The 18,174-nt window shown below is 72.4% G+C and carries 18 protein-coding genes; 12 read left to right on the top strand and 6 right to left on the bottom strand.

Features of this window, described 5'->3' with window-relative positions; genetic code table 11:
* Positions 1 to 26 precede the first annotated feature (26 nt).
* The 4 genes from QLQ12_RS13145 (at position 27) to QLQ12_RS13130 (ending at position 4,494) form a co-directional block, all read left to right on the top strand.
* On the top strand, positions 27 to 1,205 hold the full coding sequence (locus tag QLQ12_RS13145) for an EAL domain-containing protein (RefSeq protein ID WP_282759782.1): 1,179 nt from the start codon (positions 27 to 29) through the stop codon (positions 1,203 to 1,205).
* 52 nt (positions 1,206 to 1,257) lie between these two features.
* Positions 1,258 to 2,676, top strand: a complete 1,419-nt coding sequence (locus tag QLQ12_RS13140) for a GGDEF domain-containing protein (protein WP_282759780.1) — start codon at positions 1,258 to 1,260, stop codon at positions 2,674 to 2,676.
* An 81-nt stretch (positions 2,677 to 2,757) separates the two neighbouring features.
* Complete coding sequence (locus QLQ12_RS13135; protein ID WP_282759779.1) at positions 2,758 to 3,906, top strand: zinc-dependent alcohol dehydrogenase; 1,149 nt, start codon at positions 2,758 to 2,760, stop codon at positions 3,904 to 3,906.
* Positions 3,907 to 3,918: 12 nt separating this feature from the next.
* Positions 3,919 to 4,494, top strand: coding sequence for a hypothetical protein (locus tag QLQ12_RS13130; protein WP_282759777.1), 576 nt, complete (start codon positions 3,919 to 3,921; stop codon positions 4,492 to 4,494).
* An 85-nt stretch (positions 4,495 to 4,579) separates the two neighbouring features.
* Here QLQ12_RS13130 and QLQ12_RS13125 read toward each other — a convergent pair whose 3' ends face one another.
* Positions 4,580 to 5,248, bottom strand: a complete 669-nt coding sequence (locus QLQ12_RS13125; protein WP_282759776.1) for a DUF4097 family beta strand repeat-containing protein — start codon at positions 5,246 to 5,248, stop codon at positions 4,580 to 4,582.
* A gap of 223 nt (positions 5,249 to 5,471) precedes the next feature.
* Here QLQ12_RS13125 and QLQ12_RS13120 point away from each other — a divergent pair, with 223 nt between their 5' ends.
* The 3 genes from QLQ12_RS13120 (at position 5,472) to QLQ12_RS13110 (ending at position 7,166) form a co-directional block, all read left to right on the top strand.
* Positions 5,472 to 6,185: a GbsR/MarR family transcriptional regulator gene (locus tag QLQ12_RS13120; protein WP_282759774.1), complete on the top strand. Its 714-nt coding sequence runs from the start codon at positions 5,472 to 5,474 to the stop codon at positions 6,183 to 6,185.
* A 63-nt stretch (positions 6,186 to 6,248) separates the two neighbouring features.
* On the top strand, positions 6,249 to 6,683 hold the full coding sequence (locus QLQ12_RS13115; RefSeq protein WP_282759772.1) for an SAM-dependent methyltransferase: 435 nt from the start codon (positions 6,249 to 6,251) through the stop codon (positions 6,681 to 6,683).
* A gap of 126 nt (positions 6,684 to 6,809) precedes the next feature.
* Entirely contained in the window at positions 6,810 to 7,166 is a 357-nt protein-coding gene (locus tag QLQ12_RS13110; RefSeq protein WP_282759770.1) for a hypothetical protein, read from the top strand.
* A gap of 12 nt (positions 7,167 to 7,178) precedes the next feature.
* Here QLQ12_RS13110 and QLQ12_RS13105 read toward each other — a convergent pair whose 3' ends face one another.
* Positions 7,179 to 7,790, bottom strand: a complete 612-nt coding sequence (locus QLQ12_RS13105; RefSeq protein ID WP_282759768.1) for a DivIVA domain-containing protein — start codon at positions 7,788 to 7,790, stop codon at positions 7,179 to 7,181.
* A 35-nt stretch (positions 7,791 to 7,825) separates the two neighbouring features.
* Positions 7,826 to 8,581: an AbfB domain-containing protein gene (locus QLQ12_RS13100; protein WP_282759766.1), complete on the bottom strand. Its 756-nt coding sequence runs from the start codon at positions 8,579 to 8,581 to the stop codon at positions 7,826 to 7,828.
* A 263-nt stretch (positions 8,582 to 8,844) separates the two neighbouring features.
* Here QLQ12_RS13100 and QLQ12_RS13095 point away from each other — a divergent pair, with 263 nt between their 5' ends.
* Positions 8,845 to 9,924 carry a LacI family DNA-binding transcriptional regulator gene (locus tag QLQ12_RS13095; protein WP_282759764.1) on the top strand — a complete coding sequence of 360 codons (1,080 nt, stop codon included), beginning with the start codon at positions 8,845 to 8,847 and terminating at the stop codon, positions 9,922 to 9,924.
* Positions 9,925 to 9,989: 65 nt separating this feature from the next.
* Positions 9,990 to 12,299: an SDR family NAD(P)-dependent oxidoreductase gene (locus QLQ12_RS13090; protein ID WP_282759762.1), complete on the top strand. Its 2,310-nt coding sequence runs from the start codon at positions 9,990 to 9,992 to the stop codon at positions 12,297 to 12,299.
* 2 nt (positions 12,300 to 12,301) lie between these two features.
* Here the strand turns inward: QLQ12_RS13090 and QLQ12_RS13085 are convergent, their stop codons facing one another.
* Positions 12,302 to 12,661, bottom strand: coding sequence for a hypothetical protein (locus QLQ12_RS13085; protein ID WP_282759761.1), 360 nt, complete (start codon positions 12,659 to 12,661; stop codon positions 12,302 to 12,304).
* Positions 12,662 to 12,716: 55 nt separating this feature from the next.
* Here QLQ12_RS13085 and QLQ12_RS13080 point away from each other — a divergent pair, with 55 nt between their 5' ends.
* Both QLQ12_RS13080 and QLQ12_RS13075 read left to right on the top strand, forming a co-directional pair.
* Complete coding sequence (locus QLQ12_RS13080; protein WP_282759760.1) at positions 12,717 to 13,643, top strand: carbon-nitrogen hydrolase family protein; 927 nt, start codon at positions 12,717 to 12,719, stop codon at positions 13,641 to 13,643.
* A 200-nt stretch (positions 13,644 to 13,843) separates the two neighbouring features.
* Positions 13,844 to 15,013, top strand: coding sequence for an RCC1 domain-containing protein (locus tag QLQ12_RS13075; RefSeq protein ID WP_282759759.1), 1,170 nt, complete (start codon positions 13,844 to 13,846; stop codon positions 15,011 to 15,013).
* Positions 15,014 to 15,124: 111 nt separating this feature from the next.
* On the opposite strand, the gene QLQ12_RS13070 is transcribed toward QLQ12_RS13075, so the two are convergent.
* Positions 15,125 to 15,277, bottom strand: coding sequence for a hypothetical protein (locus QLQ12_RS13070; protein WP_282759757.1), 153 nt, complete (start codon positions 15,275 to 15,277; stop codon positions 15,125 to 15,127).
* Between the two features lie 77 nt (positions 15,278 to 15,354).
* A complete protein-coding gene (locus QLQ12_RS13065; RefSeq protein WP_282759755.1) occupies positions 15,355 to 17,106 on the bottom strand; it encodes a hypothetical protein in 1,752 nt (583 codons plus the stop codon).
* Positions 17,107 to 17,295: 189 nt separating this feature from the next.
* Between QLQ12_RS13065 and QLQ12_RS13060 the strand changes: the two genes are divergently transcribed.
* Positions 17,296 to 18,165: an alpha/beta fold hydrolase gene (locus QLQ12_RS13060; RefSeq protein WP_282759754.1), complete on the top strand. Its 870-nt coding sequence runs from the start codon at positions 17,296 to 17,298 to the stop codon at positions 18,163 to 18,165.
* Positions 18,166 to 18,174: the final 9 nt, after the last annotated feature.

The raw sequence follows: 18,174 nt of genomic DNA, 5'->3' as shown, positions 1-18,174 counted from the left end.
CCAGTCCCGTCGGCGCAGGAGCATTCATGACGCGAGCCGCCCACGCCCCTCCAGTGGCGCCCGTCAGCGGCGTCACCATCGACGAGGTGCTGGCCGGGAGGCTGGTGCAGCCGTTGTTCCAGCCGATCGTGGACCTGTCCAGCCGGATGGTGATCGGTCTCGAGGCGCTCGCCCGCGGCCCGGCCGGCACGAGCCTGGAGTTCCCCGACCGGCTGTTCGCGGCCGCGGGGGAGGCCGGCTGCCTGGGCGAACTGGACCTGCTCTGCTCGGAACGGTCTCTCGAATGCGCGATCGCGGCGGCCCAGCCACCGCCGCTGCTGTTCACCAACGCCGAACCGGCGGTGCTGGACCAGCCGCTGTCACCGCGCATCATCGAACTCGTCGTCGGCGGGCTGCCGTTCCGGCAGGTGGTGGAGTTCACCGAGCGGGCGCTGCCCGCGGTGCCCGGCAGCATGCTGCGCATCGCCGGAATGACCCAGGGCTGGGGCAACGGCCTCGCCCTCGACGACGTCGGCGTCGACCCGATGTCGCTGGCGTTCCTGCCGCTGATCGAACCCGAAGTGATCAAGCTCGACATGAGCCTGCTGCGCGAGCCGGACAGCGACCACACCCGCGCGGTGTGCGCGGTGGTGCGCGCGGAAGCCGAGCGCACCGGCGCGCTGGTGGTCGCCGAGGGCATCGAGACCGAGGCCGACCTGGTCACCGCCCGGCTGCTCGGCGCCAGGTGGGGACAGGGCTGGCTGTTCGGGCGGCCCGGCGGCGTCGACCAGCCGCACCGGTACGACACGGCCGCCGTCGGTCTGCTGCGCCCGTCCCGGCCGGGTTTCCACGAGACGGCCGAGACGGCGTACGACTGCGCGGCGTCGTTGGCGACGCCGTCGGTGGCGACCACCGGCGACGTCGCGGCCGCGTTGACCCGGCTGCGTGACATCGTCGCCGCCCACGACTCGGCGGTGGTGGTGATGTCCGGCGCCGACGCCGGCGTGCCGGGCGTCGCCCTGCCGCTGGCCGAGCTGGCCGGCCGTGCCCGGTCGGTGATCGTCGTCGACCGCCCGGTGCCGGGCGAGTTCGCGGCGGTGGCGATCGTTCCCGGTCACGGTTACGCGATGGGTGTCCGGTCGTTCGACACTCCGCGACTGGTCACCGTCGACCGGCTGCCGGCCGTCGCGGCCGTCGCCCGAGCCCTGCTCAATCGGCACCGTTGAGACGTCGGGTGCTGCGGCTCAGCCGGTCGTGGTGGTGGCCGATCAGGGGCTCGTGAGCCCCTGGCAGTTCCGCGCATATCTGGCTGCCGGTACGTTCCTGGCCCTGCTCTACATTCTCGGCGGCGAGGTGACGCGGGCCGTGGTGTACGGGACGGCCGGCGTCTGCGCCTGGGCGGCGATCCTGACCGGTGTCCGCCGGCAGCGTCCCCGGCCCGCCGCGGCGTGGTGGCTGATCTTGGCCGCCGTGCAGGCCAGCACCACCGGCGACCTCGTCATGGGCCTGCGCACCTGGCTCTTCCCGGACTCCACCGGCCTGCTCGGCGCGGAGAGCATGATCTACCTGCTGTCCTATCCGCTGCTGGCGGCCGCCCTGACCGCGATCGTCCGGAGCCGCTCGGAGGGCCGGGACCGCGGTGTGGCCATCGACTCGGCGATCGTCGCCTGCGCGCTGGGACTGCCGCTGTGGCTGGTGGCGGTGGCGCCGGTGCTGTCCGAGCCCGGCCAGCCGGTGGGGATCCTGCTGCTGCGGCTCGCGTTCCCGCTCGGCGACGTGGCGTTGCTGACCCTGCTGGCCCGGCTGCTGGCCGGCGGCGGCACCCGCAACGTGTCGCTCTGCCTGCTGCTGGCGGCCGTCTGCGGCTGGCTGGCCGGTGACGTGGTGAACGCGGTGCTGGCCGAGCGGGGCGCGCTGGAGACCTACTGGGGTGGCGCGCTGTACTGCCTGAGCTATACGGCGTTCGGCGCGGCGGCCCTGCACCCGTCGATGCCGGGGCTGACCACCGCCGCCGGAGCGCCGGCCTCCCGGCTGACGACGCGCCGGCTCACGGTTCTCGCCGGGCTCTCGCTGCTCGCCCCGGTGTTGCTGCTCGGCCAGGCGCTCACCGGCCGGCAGGTGCAGGCCGTACCCGTGGGGGTGGCCTGTGTGGTTCTGTTCCTGCTGGTGGTGGCACGGATGGCCGGCCTGACCCGGCAGGTGGAGCGGCAGGCGCGGGAGCTGGCGGACCTGGCGGCTCGCGATGGGCTGACCGGCGTCGGCAACCGCCGCGCCTGGGACGTCCGGCTGCTGTCCGCGGTCACCGCCGCGCATCGCACGGGACAGCCGCTGACGGTCGCGCTGCTCGACCTCGACCACTTCAAGCGATTCAACGACACGTACGGGCACCAGGCCGGCGACCATCTGCTCAAGGGCGCCGCGGCGGCCTGGCTGGACGTGTTGCGCCGCGACGACGTCCTCTACCGCTACGGCGGCGAGGAGTTCGGGCTGATCCTGCCGGGCGCCGGCGGCGACGACGCGCTCCGGCTGGTCGAACGCCTGGGCGAGGTGGTGCCGTCCGGGCAGAGCTTCTCCGCCGGGATCGCCTCGCTGGACGGCGCCGAGACGCCCGACGACCTGGTGGCGCGCGCCGACGCGGCGCTGTACCGCGCGAAGGCGGACGGCCGGGCCCGCGCACGGCTGGCGACGGCTGCCTGAAACCGGGCCGTTTGCCGCGGACTCCACCGGGTAGCCAGTCCACCGGCGGGCACGTGCCCCCGTCCACGTGGGAGGACGCTCATGCAGGCGATGGTTTACCGGGGTCCGTACCGCGTGCGCGTGGAGGAGAAGGACCGTCCGGCGATCGAGCACCCCAACGACGCGATCGTCCGGGTGACCCGGGCCGCCATCTGCGGGTCCGACCTGCACCTCTATCACGGGATGATGCCGGACACCCGGGTCGGCACGACGTTCGGTCACGAGTTCGTCGGCGTGGTCGACGACGTCGGGCCGTCGGTGCGGCGGCTGAACCCGGGCGACCGGGTGATGGTCCCGTTCAACATCTTCTGCGGCACGTGCTTCTTCTGCGCCCGCGGCATGTACGCCAACTGCCACAACGTGAACCCGAACGCCACCGCCGTCGGCGGCATCTACGGCTACTCGCACACGGCCGGCGGCTACGACGGCGGCCAGGCCGAGTATGTGCGTGTGCCGTTCGCCGACGTCGGGCCGAGCCTGATCCCGGACTGGATGGACGACGACGACGCGGTGCTGCTCACCGACGCCGTCGCCACCGGCTACTTCGGGGCTCAGCTCGGCGACATCGCCGAGGGCGACGTGGTGGTGGTCTTCGGGGCCGGGCCGGTCGGTCTGTCCGCGGCCAAGTCGGCCTGGCTGATGGGCGCCGGGCGGGTGATCGTCATCGACCACCTCGACTACCGGCTGGCGAAGGCGCGGACCTTCGCGCACGCCGAGACGTACAACTTCACCGAGTACGACGACATCGTCGTCCAGATGAAGAAGGCCACCGACCATCTCGGCGCCGACGTGGCGATCGACGCGGTCGGCGCGGAGGCCGACGGCAACCTCCTGCAGCACGTCACCTCCGCGAAACTGAAGCTGCAGGGCGGCTCGCCGATCGCTCTGAACTGGGCCATCGACTCGGTACGCAAGGGCGGCACCGTCTCGGTGATGGGCGCCTACGGCCCGATGTTCAGCGCGGTGAAGTTCGGCGACGCCGTGAACAAGGGGCTCACCCTACGGATGAACCAGTGCCCGGTGAAACGGCAGTGGCCGCGGCTGTTCGAGCACGTCCGCAACGGCTATCTCAAGCCCAGCGAGCTCGTCACCCACCGGATCCCGCTGGAACACATCGCCGAGGGCTATCACATCTTCTCGGCGAAGCTCGACGAGTGCGTCAAGCCGCTCATCATCCCGAACGCCGCGTAGGGGAGAACTATCATGGCCTACACCCCGGACAAGCCGAAGCTGCCCGAGTCCAGCGAGGAACTGCGGGCCCGGATCCCCGGCTGGGGCGTCGACCTCGACCCGTTGGACCGGCCGTCGGTGCCCCGGGAGGTCTTCGACCCCACGTTCGGCGGCGCGCACTGGGAGTTCCCCGAACGCCAGCCGGAGCGCGTGCCCCGGGAGCGGTCCATCGAACACGAGTTCCTCACCCCGGTCTTCGGTACGTCATGCCCGCCGCGCGGACTGTCCGGTGTGATCCGCCGGTACTCGTACGCCAAGTACAGCGAGGGGCGGGCCGCGCACTGGCTGCTCCTGCTGGCCGCGGACCGGGTGGACGCGGTGGAGAGCGTGCTGCGCTCCCTGGCGACGGCGCGCCCGGACAACCCGGTCACGGAGACCGGCGTGCTCAGCGAGCTGTCGCATCACGGGCTCCGCTCCCGCCTGGGCCGTAACCGCGCGGACGTGGCGCACCACCCGCTCGACCCGGTGATCGTGGCCGCCCCCTGGGTCGTGGGCGCCTGGCTCGGATACGCCGCGGCCCGCCGGATCGCCCGTCGCGTCACCCGCTGACCGGCCGGAGCGGCCCGCCTCCGGGCCTCCACCCCGGCCGCGTCCTCCGCCGGCGGGACCTGGCGGAGAGCGCGGCCGGGATGGATCAGAGGCTGCGGGCGATGATGTCGCCGTAGGCGGTGGTGGCGTGGATGGCGAGCTGCGCGCCGGCGCCCTCGGAGTTGCGGAGCGCGTTCTGGATCCGGCCGGAGGAGGTGCCGGCGTCCAGGGAGGCCGACACGCCGGCGGCGGCGCCGACCGACACGTCGCCGGCCTCGGTGCGCAGGACGAGCTTTCCGCGTACGGCCTCGTCGATCGTGATGTCGCCCTTCATCGTCTTGATCTCCGCCGGGCCGGTGAGGCGGCCGACCGTGATGTCGCCGGCGTCGACGGTGACGAGGAGGCTCGCGGCCTCGTCGATCTTGACCGTGCCCTGCGAGCCGGCGAAGGCGACGTCGCCGAGCCGTCCGACGGCCCGGAACTCGGCGCCGGCCGCCTTGGCCTCGACCCGGGAGCCTGTGGGCAGCTGGACGGTGACCTCGACGGATCCGCTCGCGCCGAGGAACTGGTTCTTCGCGGAGGCCTTGATCCGCAGGACGCCGTCGGCGTACGCGACGCTGGTCCGTTCCGCGACATCGGCGTCGCGGGCCTTGGAGGCGTCGGCGGGGAGGATCTCGACCACGGTGTCGGCCCGGTCGGCGGCGATGAAGCGGACCCGTCCGGCGGGGATGTCGAGGACGGCGGCGATCGGGGCGGGGGTGTCGAACTTCGGCATCGTGCTCTCCCTGGTGGGTCGCTGTTTCTTACGTTGGAAACGCTACGTTGCGTTCAATAGGCAGGCAACAGATACGTTGCTGTAGTCGAACGTTTGCGCAGCTCAAAGCTTTGGAATCATTGCAATGGTTCTGAAGTCAATGCAACGCTGTCCGGTTGCTGCGTTGCAATGAATGGCAGTGAACGCTATGGTGGGGGTCACCGGGGCACACGAAGGGAACGCGATGCCGGGAGGCAGGCTCACTCAGCAGGAGCGCCAGCGGATCGCGCTGGGGCTGGCCGGTGGCCTGCCCTACGCGGAGATCGCCAGGCGCATCGATCGCCCGACCTCGACGGTCACCCGTGAGGTGATGCGCAACGGCGGCCCCACCGGCTACCGCGCCGACCTGGCCCAGCACGCCACCGAGCGACGCGCCCACCGGCGCCGCCCCGCCGCGTCCCGCGAGCCGGGAGCGGCCCCGCCGGCCCACGGGCGCGACGCCGCCGCCCTCCGCGCGTACGAGGAGGTGTTCACCACCACCCTCATGCAGGCGGGCACCCCCAGGATGATGGCCCGGGTGCTGGTCTGCCTCTACACCACCGACGCGGGCAGCCTCACCGCGTCCGAGCTCGTCGAGCGCCTCCAGGTCAGCCCGGCGTCCATCTCCAAGGCGATCACGTTCCTGGAAGGCCAGAACCTGGTCCGCCGGGAACGCGACGAACGCCGCCGCGACCGCTACGTCGTCGACGACGACGTCTGGTACCAAGCGATGATCGCCAGTGTCCAGGCCAACGCCCTGATCATCGAGACCGCACGGCAGGGCGTCGGCATCCTCGGCCCCGGCACTCCGGCCGCGGCCCGCCTGGAGAACATCGCACGCTTCCTCGACTACGTCAGCGAGGGCATCACCCGCGCCGCGGAGCAGGCCCGCGACGTCCTCCACACGAAGTCCGGCTGACGCTCACCCTCCGGCGGTGTCGTCGACGGATGGTGGCTGCGGAGGTCCGCTATCGTGCGACTCGTGCCGGCATCACTGTCGCCCCGCCTTCTCCGGATCGTGAACGCTCTTCCCCTTCGGCCGCACTCTCGAGTCCTCGAGATCGGATGCGGGCCGGGGGCGGCCGCCCGGACGGTGGCAAGCCGTCTCGACACCGGTCACATCCTGGCCATCGACCGGTCTGCCGCCGCCGTCGCCCGGGCCTGGGCCGCCGCGGCGGAGGCCATCACGGCCGGCCGCATGAGCGTTCGCCAGGTGGCGGGGGAGGACTTCGTCCTGGAGGCCGAGGAGGAGCCGTACGACCTCGTGTTCGCCATCCGGGTCGGCGGCCTTGACGGCCGGCATCCCGAAGTCGGCCGGCGGATCCTCCGGCGTCTCGCCAGTGCCACCACGGCGGATGCCCGCCTGTTCATCGATGGCGGCGATCCGCTGCGAGAACTGTCCATCCCAGGGTCATGAGCGCGGGGGACGGCAGCGCCGGATGCGGCGAGACCGTCCACGCCGCGGGAAGACGTTGATGAGGTGCCGTACCTTCCTCTCGGAGCCGCATCGTGTCGGCTGCGTCCGGGTGAAGGGGTGGCACGAGTGCGAAGCTGGCTTGGTTACCTGTTGTTGCATCCCTCGCTTGCCGAACGCCCGGACCTGATCTTCGGGCTGGCCGGGGGCTTCACGGCGGTGGCGGCCCTGATCCTGCTGGGGCGAACGCTCGAAACATCGATCAGGCCGCGGTGGTGGCCTTGCGCTGCCGTGGCCCCGCTGTGGGCGCTGTATGCCTTGTGGGAGGCCAGCCTGCAGGGCAAGGGGTACAACATCCGGGTCGATCTCCTGTTGATCCACCCGGTCCTCACGCTCCTGTCGGTGCTGGCGGTGATCGGTGTGGCGTGGCCGTCGGCGCGCCGGGCCGACGTTCCCCGCGTCGAGCCACACCACCCCACACCGTGACGCGGACGACGCCTAGCGGCCGCCGGCGCCGGCCGGGTTCGCCAGGTCACGCAAGCGCAGCCGCACCTCACCGGCCACCGCCTCGTGGTGCGACTGCACGAGCATGCTCAGGCGATCGATGTCGTTCAGCGCGGTGGCGCGTTCGTCGGCGAGGTTGCTCATCGCCTGGGTGTGCCAGTGCCGGGCGTCGCTGTCGATCGTGGCGGCCTTGATCTCGGCTTCGCTGGTCAACTGGTCGGCCTTGATGCTCGCCTCGGTCATCAGCTTGTCCGCCTCGCGGCGCGCGTCGCTCAGGTGCCGGTCCGCGGTGCGCTGCGCCATCGCGAGCACCCCGGCGCCGGTGTCGCGGGGATCCGGCTCGGCCCGCGCCTCGGTGCGGGCGCGTTCCAGTTCGGCCTGCACCGAGCGGGCGTGGCGTTCCGCCGCGGCCTGCTCCGCCTTCAGGCGTTCCAGTTCGGCCGCGAGCAGCTCGTGCCGCAGGGCCTGGTTCGCCGCCGTGAGGCGGGAGAACTCCCGCCCGACCTCGTCCAGGAACATGTCGACCTGGTTCTCGTCATATCCCTGCTTGCTCGCCGGCGGCCGCGGGAACGACATCTCGTGGATGTCCGACGGGGTGAGGGGCACTTCGCTTTCCCAATCCTTCAGGTACGTCGCGGTGGTCACAGCGGCGGCACGGCCCGGAACACGGTCGCCTGCTCCGCGGTCCGCTGCTCGAACCGAACCCAGCCGCCGTTCAGCACCAGGTGGTACGCCGGAAAGGTGCTCGACCGCAGCGCGAATCCGCCCGCGGTGGCCACCGTGCAGAACGTGGCGTCCTGATCGAACGAGCCGGGCGCCCCGGCCCGGTCCAGCCGCAGGAGGGAGTCGCGATGACGCAGGAAGTGCCCGGGGTAGTTGACGGACTCCAGTGACACGCACGAGGAGTCGGCCCGGCCGGCGCGTACCTGGAACTGCGCGTCCAGTCGATCGAGGGGCTTGCTCGCCGCCGTGATGAGGTCGACGCGAGCGACGAAGTTGTAGTGCCGCAGCAGGTGGTCGGGCAGGGCCGGCACAGCCAGCGCGACGGTGCTGCCGACGACGAGGGTGACGGGCGTGGGGCTGGGACTGGCCGAAGGGCTCTTGGTGGCCGAGGCTTTCGCGCCGGTGGTGATCACCCGGGGGCGCTGGGGCCGCAGGCTCTGGGCGGCGACGGGGTCGGTGCTGGGAGCGGGCTGGACCGAGACCGGCGGGGAGGCCGGCGGCGGGGTCCCGGGCAGCGCCCCGGCCTGCGGCAGCTGCCGTGATCCGGTCGCCGGTGTCACCGGCGACTCCAGCATCATCGTCGCCGCGGTCGCGTAACTCACGATGGCGAGTACGGACGCGGCGGCGAGCGCGAGCAGCGGGCGCAGCGTCTCGGAGTTGTGCTCCTCCGGCATCGGTGGCGGCTCCTGATAAGGGGTTCAGCTAACGTGAGACGTCGTCTCAGGACAACGTTGTCAGGGGAGTGAACGCCACGTTAAACACCATGTCAATCCCGGGCATTAGGCAACTTTATTGCCTGTATTGGGCTGTATTATTTGTCCGCTCGAGGGCGATTTGTCGCGTCGAAAGAGTCGGTATTTCGAGACTCCATCGTTGTCTCACCGTGACTCGCTCTCTAGGGTTGAGTTCATAGTGATTACGGGCAGCGAGGAGTAGCGTGCCAGCGCAACCCGCGTCCGGTGGCCGTCGAGGCGGCCGGCCGACGATGAACGACGTCGCCCGGGTCGCCCGCGTCAGCCTCAAGACCGTCTCCCGGGTCGTCAACAACGAACCGAACGTGTCTCCCGTGCTCATCGCGCAGGTGCGGAGCGCGATCGAAGCCCTCAACTATCGTCCCGACCTGGGCGCCAGCACACTGCGCCGCAGCGACCGCCGGACCGAGACGATCGCCCTGCTGCTCAAGGACGTCGGCAACCCGTTCTCCTCGGCCCTGCACCGGGCGGTGGAGGACGAATCGCGCGCCCGGGGCGTCCACGTGCTCACCGGCAGCCTCGACGAGGACCCGAGCCGTGAGCGGGAACTGGCCAAGGCCTTCACCATGCGCCGGGCGGACGGGCTGATCATCGTCCCGGTCGGCATGGACCAGACCTACCTGGCCACCGAGGTCAGGGCCGACACCCCGGTCGTCTTCGTCGACCGGCCCGGCCACGGCCTCCCGGCGGACACCGTCCTCGCCACCAACGTCCTCGGAGCCGCCGAGGCCACCCGGCACCTCATCACCCACGGGCACCGCAGGATCGCGTGCCTCAGCGACTACTCCCGCATCTTCACCGCCCGGCACCGGCAGGACGGTTACCTCGCCGCGCTGCGTGAGGCCGGCATCGAAGCCGAATGCCGGCTGATCATCCCGGAACTGCACACCGCCGCCGAGGCCGAGGCCAGGGTGATCGAACTGCTCCATCGCCCCGACCCGCCGACCGCGATCTTCGCCAGCCAGAACCTGATCACCGTCGGCGCCGTCCGGGCGCTGCGCCGCCTGGGCCTACAGCACACCGTGGCCCTGGTCGGCTTCGACGACTTCCCTCTGGCGGACCTGCTCGAACCGGCGGTGACCGTGATCGCCCAGGACCCGGCGCTGATGGGCCGCACCGCCGCCCAGGCGCTGTTCCGCCGCATCGACGGCGACACCAGCCCGCCGGCCGATCACTGGATCCCCACCACGCTCATCCGTCGTGGCTCGGGCGAACTGATCCCCGCGCCGCGCGCCCTCGCCGAACGGCTCGCCGGCACCCTCTGAGCCCGCGCGGCCCGCTGTCTCCGCGGGGATCACCACCGAGCACACCGGTGCTACACACTGGCGCGGTGAAACACATCAGACGGTGGGCGCGGATCGCTGCGGGGATCACCGGGCGCGGCCCGCGGGAACGACGACTGCGAGCGGCCGTCGCCGGCAAGACCGTGCTGGTCACCGGCGCCTCCGAGGGAATCGGCGCGGCCACGGCCCGCCGCCTCGCCGCGGCCGGCGCCACCGTGCTGCTGGTGGCGCGCACCGTCGAGCGGCTGGAACGGGTACGCGACGAGATCGAGGTGACGGGCGGGCGTGCCTTCGTACACCCCGCCGATCTGTCCTCGCCGGAAGCGGCGGCCGCGCTGGCCGCGGACCTGATGGCGCGCCATCGCCGGATCGACGTCGTGGTGAGCAACGCCGGCCGGTCCATCCGGCGCCCGGTCGCCGACACCGCCGACCGGTTCCACGACGTCCAGCGCACGATGAGCCTCAACCACCTGGGGCCGGTCCAGTTGTTGCTGGTGCTGCTGCCGGCGATGCGGGCGGCCGGCGGCGGGCACATCGTCAACGTCTCCACGGCCGGACTCTGTCTGCACACGCCGAACTGGTCGGCCTACCACTCCTCCAAGGCCGCGTTCGACACGTGGCTGCGCAGCGCCGCCGTGGAGTTGCGGCGCGACCGCGTCACGACCAGCACCGTGTACCTCAACCTGGTCCGCACCCGGATGAGCGCGCCGACGCCGCACTACCGGCGGGCCCCGATGATGACGGCGGCCGAGGCGGCCGAGGTCGTGTGCCGCGCACTCGCCCATCGCCGGTCGTGGTGGCCGTGGTGGGCCCGGATCGGCGCGGTCGTGTCGGCGGCGATGCCCCGCACCGTCGAGCGGACGCTGGCCGCGGGACTGTGGCTGCTCGACGCCGCCGAGCCGCTGCGGGTCCTGGCGGCGGTCGGCCTGATGCGGCCCGGCCGGCTGCTGCGGCTGCTGCGCGCGAGCCGCCGGCACGGGCGCAGCCTCGCCACGGCCCTCGCCGGCGGGCCGGCCGGCGGGCTCGCGCTGGTCGACGCGGACGGGCCGGTCACCTATCCGGAACTGGACGCCATGGCCGGCGCCTGCGCGGCGAACGCGGCCACCCTCCTCGGCCTGCGGGCCGGCGACCGGGCCGGGCTGGCCTGTGCCGGCCATCGGGGCTTCGTGGCGGCGGCGATCGGGCTGGCCCGGCTGGGCGTCGACGTGGTCCTGCTGCCACCCGACATGCCCCGTGACCGGATGACCGAGGTGCTGCGCCGGGAACGGGCCGGCGCGCTGGTGCACGAGCCGGGGGCGCCCGCCACCGAGTGGCCGTCGACGACCTGGCCGGAACTGCTCACCGAGGTCACCGGCACACCGCCGTCCGCGGCGAAGAGACCCGGGCGCACGTTCGTGCTGACGTCCGGCACCACCGGGGTGCCGCGCAGCGTGTCCCGCCCGCTGACCCCGCGCATGCTGCTCGGCCCGGTGACCACCCATTTGCGGCTGACCCCGGTGCGCCCTGGCGAACCCATCGTCGTGGCGACCCCACCGGACCACGGGTACGGCCTGACCTATCTCTCCGCCGGTCTCATCCTGGGCGCCCCGGTGGTCCTGGTGCCCGGAGGTGACCCGGAACGGATCCTGAACGCGGTCGCCGAGAACCGGGCCGGCCTGCTGTTCGCGCTGCCGATCCAGCTACGCCGGATCTGCGACGTGCCGGCCTCGCGATGGCCGGCCGTGGACTCGCTGCGCGGCGTGGTCAGCGGTGCCGCCCCGCTGACCGCCGATCTGTGCGAGCGGCTGCGCGACCGCTTCGGCGACCGGACGTTCAACATGTACGCCACCACGGAGGCCGGCTGGGCGGCGATGGCCACCCCGGCGGACCTGCGGGCGGCCCCCGGCACGGTCGGCCGCGCTCCCCGCGGGGTGCGGATCCGGGTCGGCGGCGCCGACGGCACGCCGCTGCCTCCGGGCGGGATCGGCGAGATCCAGGTCCGCGGCTGGCATCCGGACGGGCGGTGGTCCGCGACCGGGGACCTCGGCCACGTCGATCCGGCCGGCCGGCTGTTCGTCGACGGGCGGCTCGACGACATGATCGTGTCGGGTGGGGAGAACGTCTATCCCGGCCCGGTGGCCGCGATCCTCACCAGCCATCCCGATGTGGCCGACGCGCTGGTGGAGCCGGTCGCGGACGAGGAGTTCGGGCGGCGGCTGCGGGCCACTGTGGAACTCCACCCCGGCCGGACGCTCACCGCCGATCAGTTGCGGGAATGGCTGGAGACGCGGTTGTCCCGGGCCGAGCGGCCCCGCGAGATCACCGTCGTGGCGGCGCTGCGCCGCACCGCGACCGGCAAACCGGTCCGGGACCGGTGACCTCAGCCGGCCTTCGCCGAGACGTCGTCCAGATGTTCCAGCAGGTCGTACGCCGCCCGCATGACGTCGCGATGCCGCCACTCGGCGGCCCGGTACAGACACGCGATCAGGCCACTGCGGTGGATCCGCCTGAAGTCGCCGTAGACGAACGCGTGGCGGGCCTTGGTCTCCTCGTTGGCGCCCTCGGTCAGGCCGAGATGCCAGTCGGCGTACTCCTGCCAGGAGTGCGTCCGCAGATAGGCGTTGCCCGCCGCGGCGTCCGGCTGCACGGCGCCCCAGTCACTGTCGAGGACGTACTGCCGGGCGTCGATGAGGCGCCGGGCGCGCGTGACCGCCGCCTTGTTCAGCACATAGGACGCCATATCGACGGAGGTTACCCGGTGCCGGGCCGGCGAAACAGTGGGCTAGCGTGGGGCCGTGATCTCCGGGGACGAGGCGAGTGTGCGGCTGCCCGATGGCCGCGCCGTCGAGTGTTCCGACGGTGGCGATCGGTCGGGACGGCCGGCCGATCTGATCCGCATCGCCACCGCGCAGACCACCGTCACCACCGACCCGGTGCGTAACGGCGCGGCGGTGCGGGCCGCGATGCGACAGGCCGCCGCCGGCGGCGCGCGCCTGGTCCACTTCGCCGAAGGCGCCCTCAGCGGGTACGCCGGCGCCGCGAAACCGCACTTCGCGGGCTGGCACATCGACTGGGCGCCGGTTGCCGCCGAACTGCGCCGGACCACCGCCCTCGCCGCCGAACTCGGCATCTGGGTGGTGCTGGGCGGCAACCACCGGCTCACCGGCGGTCACCGGCCGCACAACAGCCTGTGGGTGATCAACGACCAGGGCGAGATCATCGACCGGTACGACAAACGCCTGCTCTCGTACAGTGAGATCACCGGCCTCTACACCCCCGGCGACCGTCCCTGCACGTTCGAGGTGGACGGCTTCGTCTTCGGCCTGCTGATCTGCATCGAGATCAACTTCCCTGAGTTGTGGACGGCCGAGAGGGACCGCGACGTGGACTGCGTCCTGTTCTCCACCTATTCCGACGACCCGATGTTCGAGGTCATCGCGCGCGGGCACGCCGCCACGAACGGCATGTGGGTGAGCGTCGCCCTGCCCGCTCAGTGCGCGCACGCCACGCCGTCGGCGGTGATCGGCCCGCACGGCCACATCCTGCGGCGGGCCCGCCCGGACGGCCCTGACGTGATCTGGGCCGACCTGGACCGCGCCGACCCGGACCTGGACCTGGCGCTGAACAAGGCCCGCCCGTGGCGGCGCGTCGCTCGTGACGGCGGCGTCTACGCCCGCGCCCGGGTCACCGATCCCCGCAGCGCCGACCGCACCGGCATCTGAGGGGCGGTCCGGCCGCCGCCCGGCGCGTCGCCTCACGCTCTCGCTGTTTCGCGTTCGCCCTCCCTGACGGTCGCGGCCGACGGTTCGTGGAATGACTCTGGTCAATGTCCGCCGGTGATGGTATGAACTCAGGGAAGTGCTGGGAGCGCTCCCAATCGGCGGTCGCCGTCCAGCTTTCGACATCGTGGGGAGTGGCGCACATGCGCAGACATCAAGGTGGGTGGCGGCAACGGATCAGGACCGGCCTCGCCGTGGCCGCCGGAGCCGTCGTGCTGGTTCTCGGAGTCCCCGCCGGCCCGGCGCTCGCGGAACCCAGCGCGGCGAACGTCACCGTCGCCACCGGCTACTCGCACACCTGCACGATCCCGGCCGACGGGACACTGTGGTGCTGGGGTGGCAACACCCGCGGGCAGCTCGGCGACGGCACCACGACGGGCCGCGTCACCCCGGCACGCGTCGGCGCCGCCACCACCTGGGCCGGCATCGACGCCGGCACCTCCTACAACTGCGCGCTGCGCGCCGACGGCTCCCTCTGGTGCTGGGGCGCCAACACCCGGGGCCAGCTCGGCGACGGCACCACCACCAGCCGTGCCGCCCCGGTGCGCGTCGGCACCGCCACCGACTGGGTCACCGTCAGCGCGGGCGACAGCCACACCTGCGGCGTACGGACCGACGGCACCCTGTGGTGCTGGGGCTTCAACCGGTCCGGCCAGCTGGGCACCGGCCCGGACGCCTACTACGAGACCACCCCGGTGCGGGTCGGCACGGCGACCACCTGGGCGACCGTCACGACCGGTTACGCGCACACCTGCGCCACCCGCACCGACGGCACCCTGTGGTGCTGGGGCGACAGCACGAGGGGGCAGCTCGGCCTCGGCATCCTGAGCTACCGGACGACCCCGGATCAGGTCGGCACCGCCACCACGTGGACCGGGGTCACCGCCGGCTACGGCTTCAGCTGCGGCGTCCGCGCGGACGGCACCCTGTGGTGCTGGGGAGATAACGGTTACGGCCAGCTCGGCGTCCCCGGCACCTTCCAGACCAGTCCGGTCCGGGTCGGTGACGCCACCACCTGGGCGAGAGTCACCGGCAACGACAACTCGGCGTGTGCGACCCGCACCGACGGCAGCCTGTGGTGCTGGGGCAACAACATGGCGGCCCAGCTCGGTGACGGCACCACGACCAACCGCTACACCCCGACCCGCGTCGGCGACGCGACCACCTGGACGAAGAACGTCGCCGTCCGCTACCACGCCTGCGCCATCCGCACCGACGGCAGCCTGTGGTGCTGGGGCAACAACGGCAACGGCCAGGTCGGCGACGGCACCACCACCCAGCGGCCCACTCCGGCGCGGATCACCCTGAGCTGAGCGCCGGCCGTACGACATCGTGATCGTCCGCCCGCACCGCCACCGCGGCGGTGCGGGCGCGTTCGCGACAGGTCGTGTGTGACAGCGGGCGACCCGGGTGTGCCGGACGGATCAGGCCGGCCGGCTCAGCGCGCGGGGGTCCTCACGGACCGGAACGCGCCCAGTGGCCGGATAGGCCTCGTTGCGGCCGGCCTGCCTGCGCTGCTCGGCGGTGGGCGCCCAGTCCGCGGGCTGGGTGGTGTTGACCTTGGCCACGTCATGCACGGGCGTCTCCTCCGGCGGTAACGGCATCGAAGACTGTCTTACCCTGCCCGGCGGGTTCGTAACGGCGCCCCGGGACGTCAGCGGCGCGTCGCCTCACGGACGTTGACCAGCAGCACCAGCAACGCGGCGGCGAAGAACGCGAAGGTGACGATGTAACGGCCGTCGAGCCAGAACACGACCAGGGCGCCGAGCCCGGCACAGGCGAGCGCCAGCCGCAGCATGACCGCCAGGAACTTCCCGCGGACGAATCCCTCGACCAGCAGCAGCACCAGCAACAGGGCCAGCGCGGTCTCCTGCCCCGAGACCGGCAGCGGCGACACCACCGCCCCGATCGCCCACAGGATCAGCGGCGTGCTGAGCACCGCCCACCACGACCGGGCCCGGCCCAGGAAGCCTTTCGCCGGTTCCAGCGGGAGCCGCCGGTGCAGCAGGTGGGCGTGTGGGTGCTGGGGGACCGGCACGGCGGTGGTGGTCCGATGCAACTCGTCGGCCAGACGGGTGCGTTCCATCCGCAGGCCGAGCAACTGCTGCTCCTGGCCGGCGAGGGCCCGAACCTCCGGATCGGCGGCCGGCAGGCCCGCCGCCGCGACCGTCAGCTCGTGCCGCAACGCGTCGATCTGCCGGTCGAGTTCCGCCAGCCGGTCCAGGTCACGCTGGGCGCGGATGGCGACAAGCTTGCGTTCGGCCGCCGGATCCGGCACGACCTTCGCCAGGCCCGCCCAGCCGACCGGGTCCGCCCAGGCGTGCCGCACCGCCCCGTCCCGCCCGTACCGGGGCCCGGCCGGACCGCGCTCGCCGCCGAGACGGTCGCGGGTGTCGCGGCCCCACAGCCCGCGGAAGTCCCGGACCCAGCCGGTGTCGTCGCCGATGACCACCGGATGCCAGGTCTCGGCTTGGCCGGGCCCGACCGAGCGGCCGTCACCGCGGGCGTAGTCGACGTACGGGATACCGACGTTGCGCCGGTCCTCGGCCGACCACGGCGCCAGCAGCCGGGCCGACGACCGCAGCGCGTCCACCAGGCCACGCAGGCGCGGCGGCCGCACCGTGATGAGGTAGTCACCCGGCAGGTACGCGCCGGAGTGCGAGCCCGCGCCCACGAAGACCACCGGATGCCGGCCGTCGACCAGGGTCAGGTCCGGGTCGTCCCAGCGCCGCCGCAGGTCGTCGCCGATCTCGTCGTGCGCCGAGAACACCACCCACGCCGGCTGCGGCAGCCCGTCCGGGCCGGGCTCGCCGGTCGCGTCGAGGAAGACCGTCACCTGCTCCCAGTCGGCCTCGTGCTCGTTGACCCCGCCGAACGCGGACCGCCAGTTGTTGAAGCTGTAGAAGAACCAGTACTGGCACACCGTCCACGAACCGTCGCGCAGCACCCGCCCGTAATAGGTCGGCCGCAACGGGTCGAGATGGTCGCGCTGCAGGAGGAACGAGCGGGCCGCGCTGCCGCCCGGGACGCTGCCGCGGAACAGCAGCGAGAACCGGTTGAGTGTGTCGACGAGCCGGGCGGTGAGACCCACCGACGCCAGACGGCTCGACCGGGCCAGGTGGTGTGGGCGGTCCCGCAGCGGGATGTGCGCGTGCTTGTCGTCGTTGTCGATGCCGGACAGCGAGTACCCGACGCCGAGTTCGGCGCCACCGGCCGCGGCCAGCGTGTCCAGGCTCAGCCCGCCCGGGCGCACGATCTGCACCGGGCTCGTCCCGGGTTCGATCCGCCACAGGCCCGCGCGGCTCACGTACCGCTCGGCCGAGACCGGGAAGAAGTACTCACCTTCGGTGAAACGCGCCACCGGCTCGTACGCGCGCAGCAGACGCAGATCGTCCCCGTTCTCCAAGTGCGTTCGTTCCCTTCCACCACGGCGTACCGCAAGGAGATTATCCGGATCGAGCTCGTCGCCCGGCACCGGAGCGTCGCCGTGCCATGTGTTCCATCCTCCTCCCGGTGCGGCCTGCCCGCGCCCCGCGGTCGCGGTGGCCATGGCGACGGCGGTGACTTCGCGGCGCGATTGGGTAGCATTCGATCGATGTTCGACGGTTTCCAGCTCGATCACGTTGACGTCGGCGAGGTGACTCTCCGAGTCCGGCACGGGGGCGCGGGTGCCCCGGTCGTCCTGCTGCACGGCCATCCCCGCACCCACACGACCTGGCATGCGGTCGCGCCGCTGCTGGCTCACCGTCACTTCGTGGTGACGCCCGACCTGCGAGGGTACGGCGGATCGACGCTTCCGCCGGACGCCCCGGACCACGCCCAGTCCAGCAAACGCGCGATGGCCGGCGACGTCGTACGGCTGATGGCCCGTCTAGGCCATGACCGGTTCGCCGTCGTCGGGCATGATCGTGGTTCCCTGGTCGCGTTCCGCGCCGCGATGGACCATCCCGCGGCGGTGTCACACCTGGTGGTGATGGACGGCCTGCCGGTGGTCGAGCATCTCGAGCGCACCGACGCCGTCTTCGCCCGCGTGTGGTGGCACTGGTGGTTCCTGGGCCAGACCGACAAACCGGCGGAGCGGGTGATCTGCGCCGACCCGGACGCCTGGTACAGCACCCCGGAACCCGCCGCGATGGGCGCCGGCAACCATGCCGACGTCTGGGCGGCTCTGCGTGACCCGGCAGTCGTGCACGGCATGTGTGAGGACTACCGGGCCGGTCTGGGGATCGACCGTGCCCACGACGAGGCCGACCGGGCCGCCGGGCGGCGCGTCGCCTGCCCGGCACTGCTGCTGGAGTCGGCCGGCGACGACCTGGACATCCACGGTGACCCGGCCGCGATCTGGGCGCCCTGGCTCACCCACCCGCTCCGCCACCGTGTCATCGACTCCGGCCACCACCAGGCCGAGCAGGCGCCCGGCCCGGTGGCTGAGGCGCTGCTCGACTTCCTCGCGCCGGTGCGGTGACCGGCTGTC

This window comes from Actinoplanes sandaracinus, assembly GCF_030009775.1.
In the GTDB taxonomy this organism is placed as follows: domain Bacteria; phylum Actinomycetota; class Actinomycetes; order Mycobacteriales; family Micromonosporaceae; genus Actinoplanes; species Actinoplanes sandaracinus.
The sequence above is the reverse complement of the archived record's forward strand: the minus strand, read 5'-3'. Positions and strand labels throughout refer to the sequence as shown.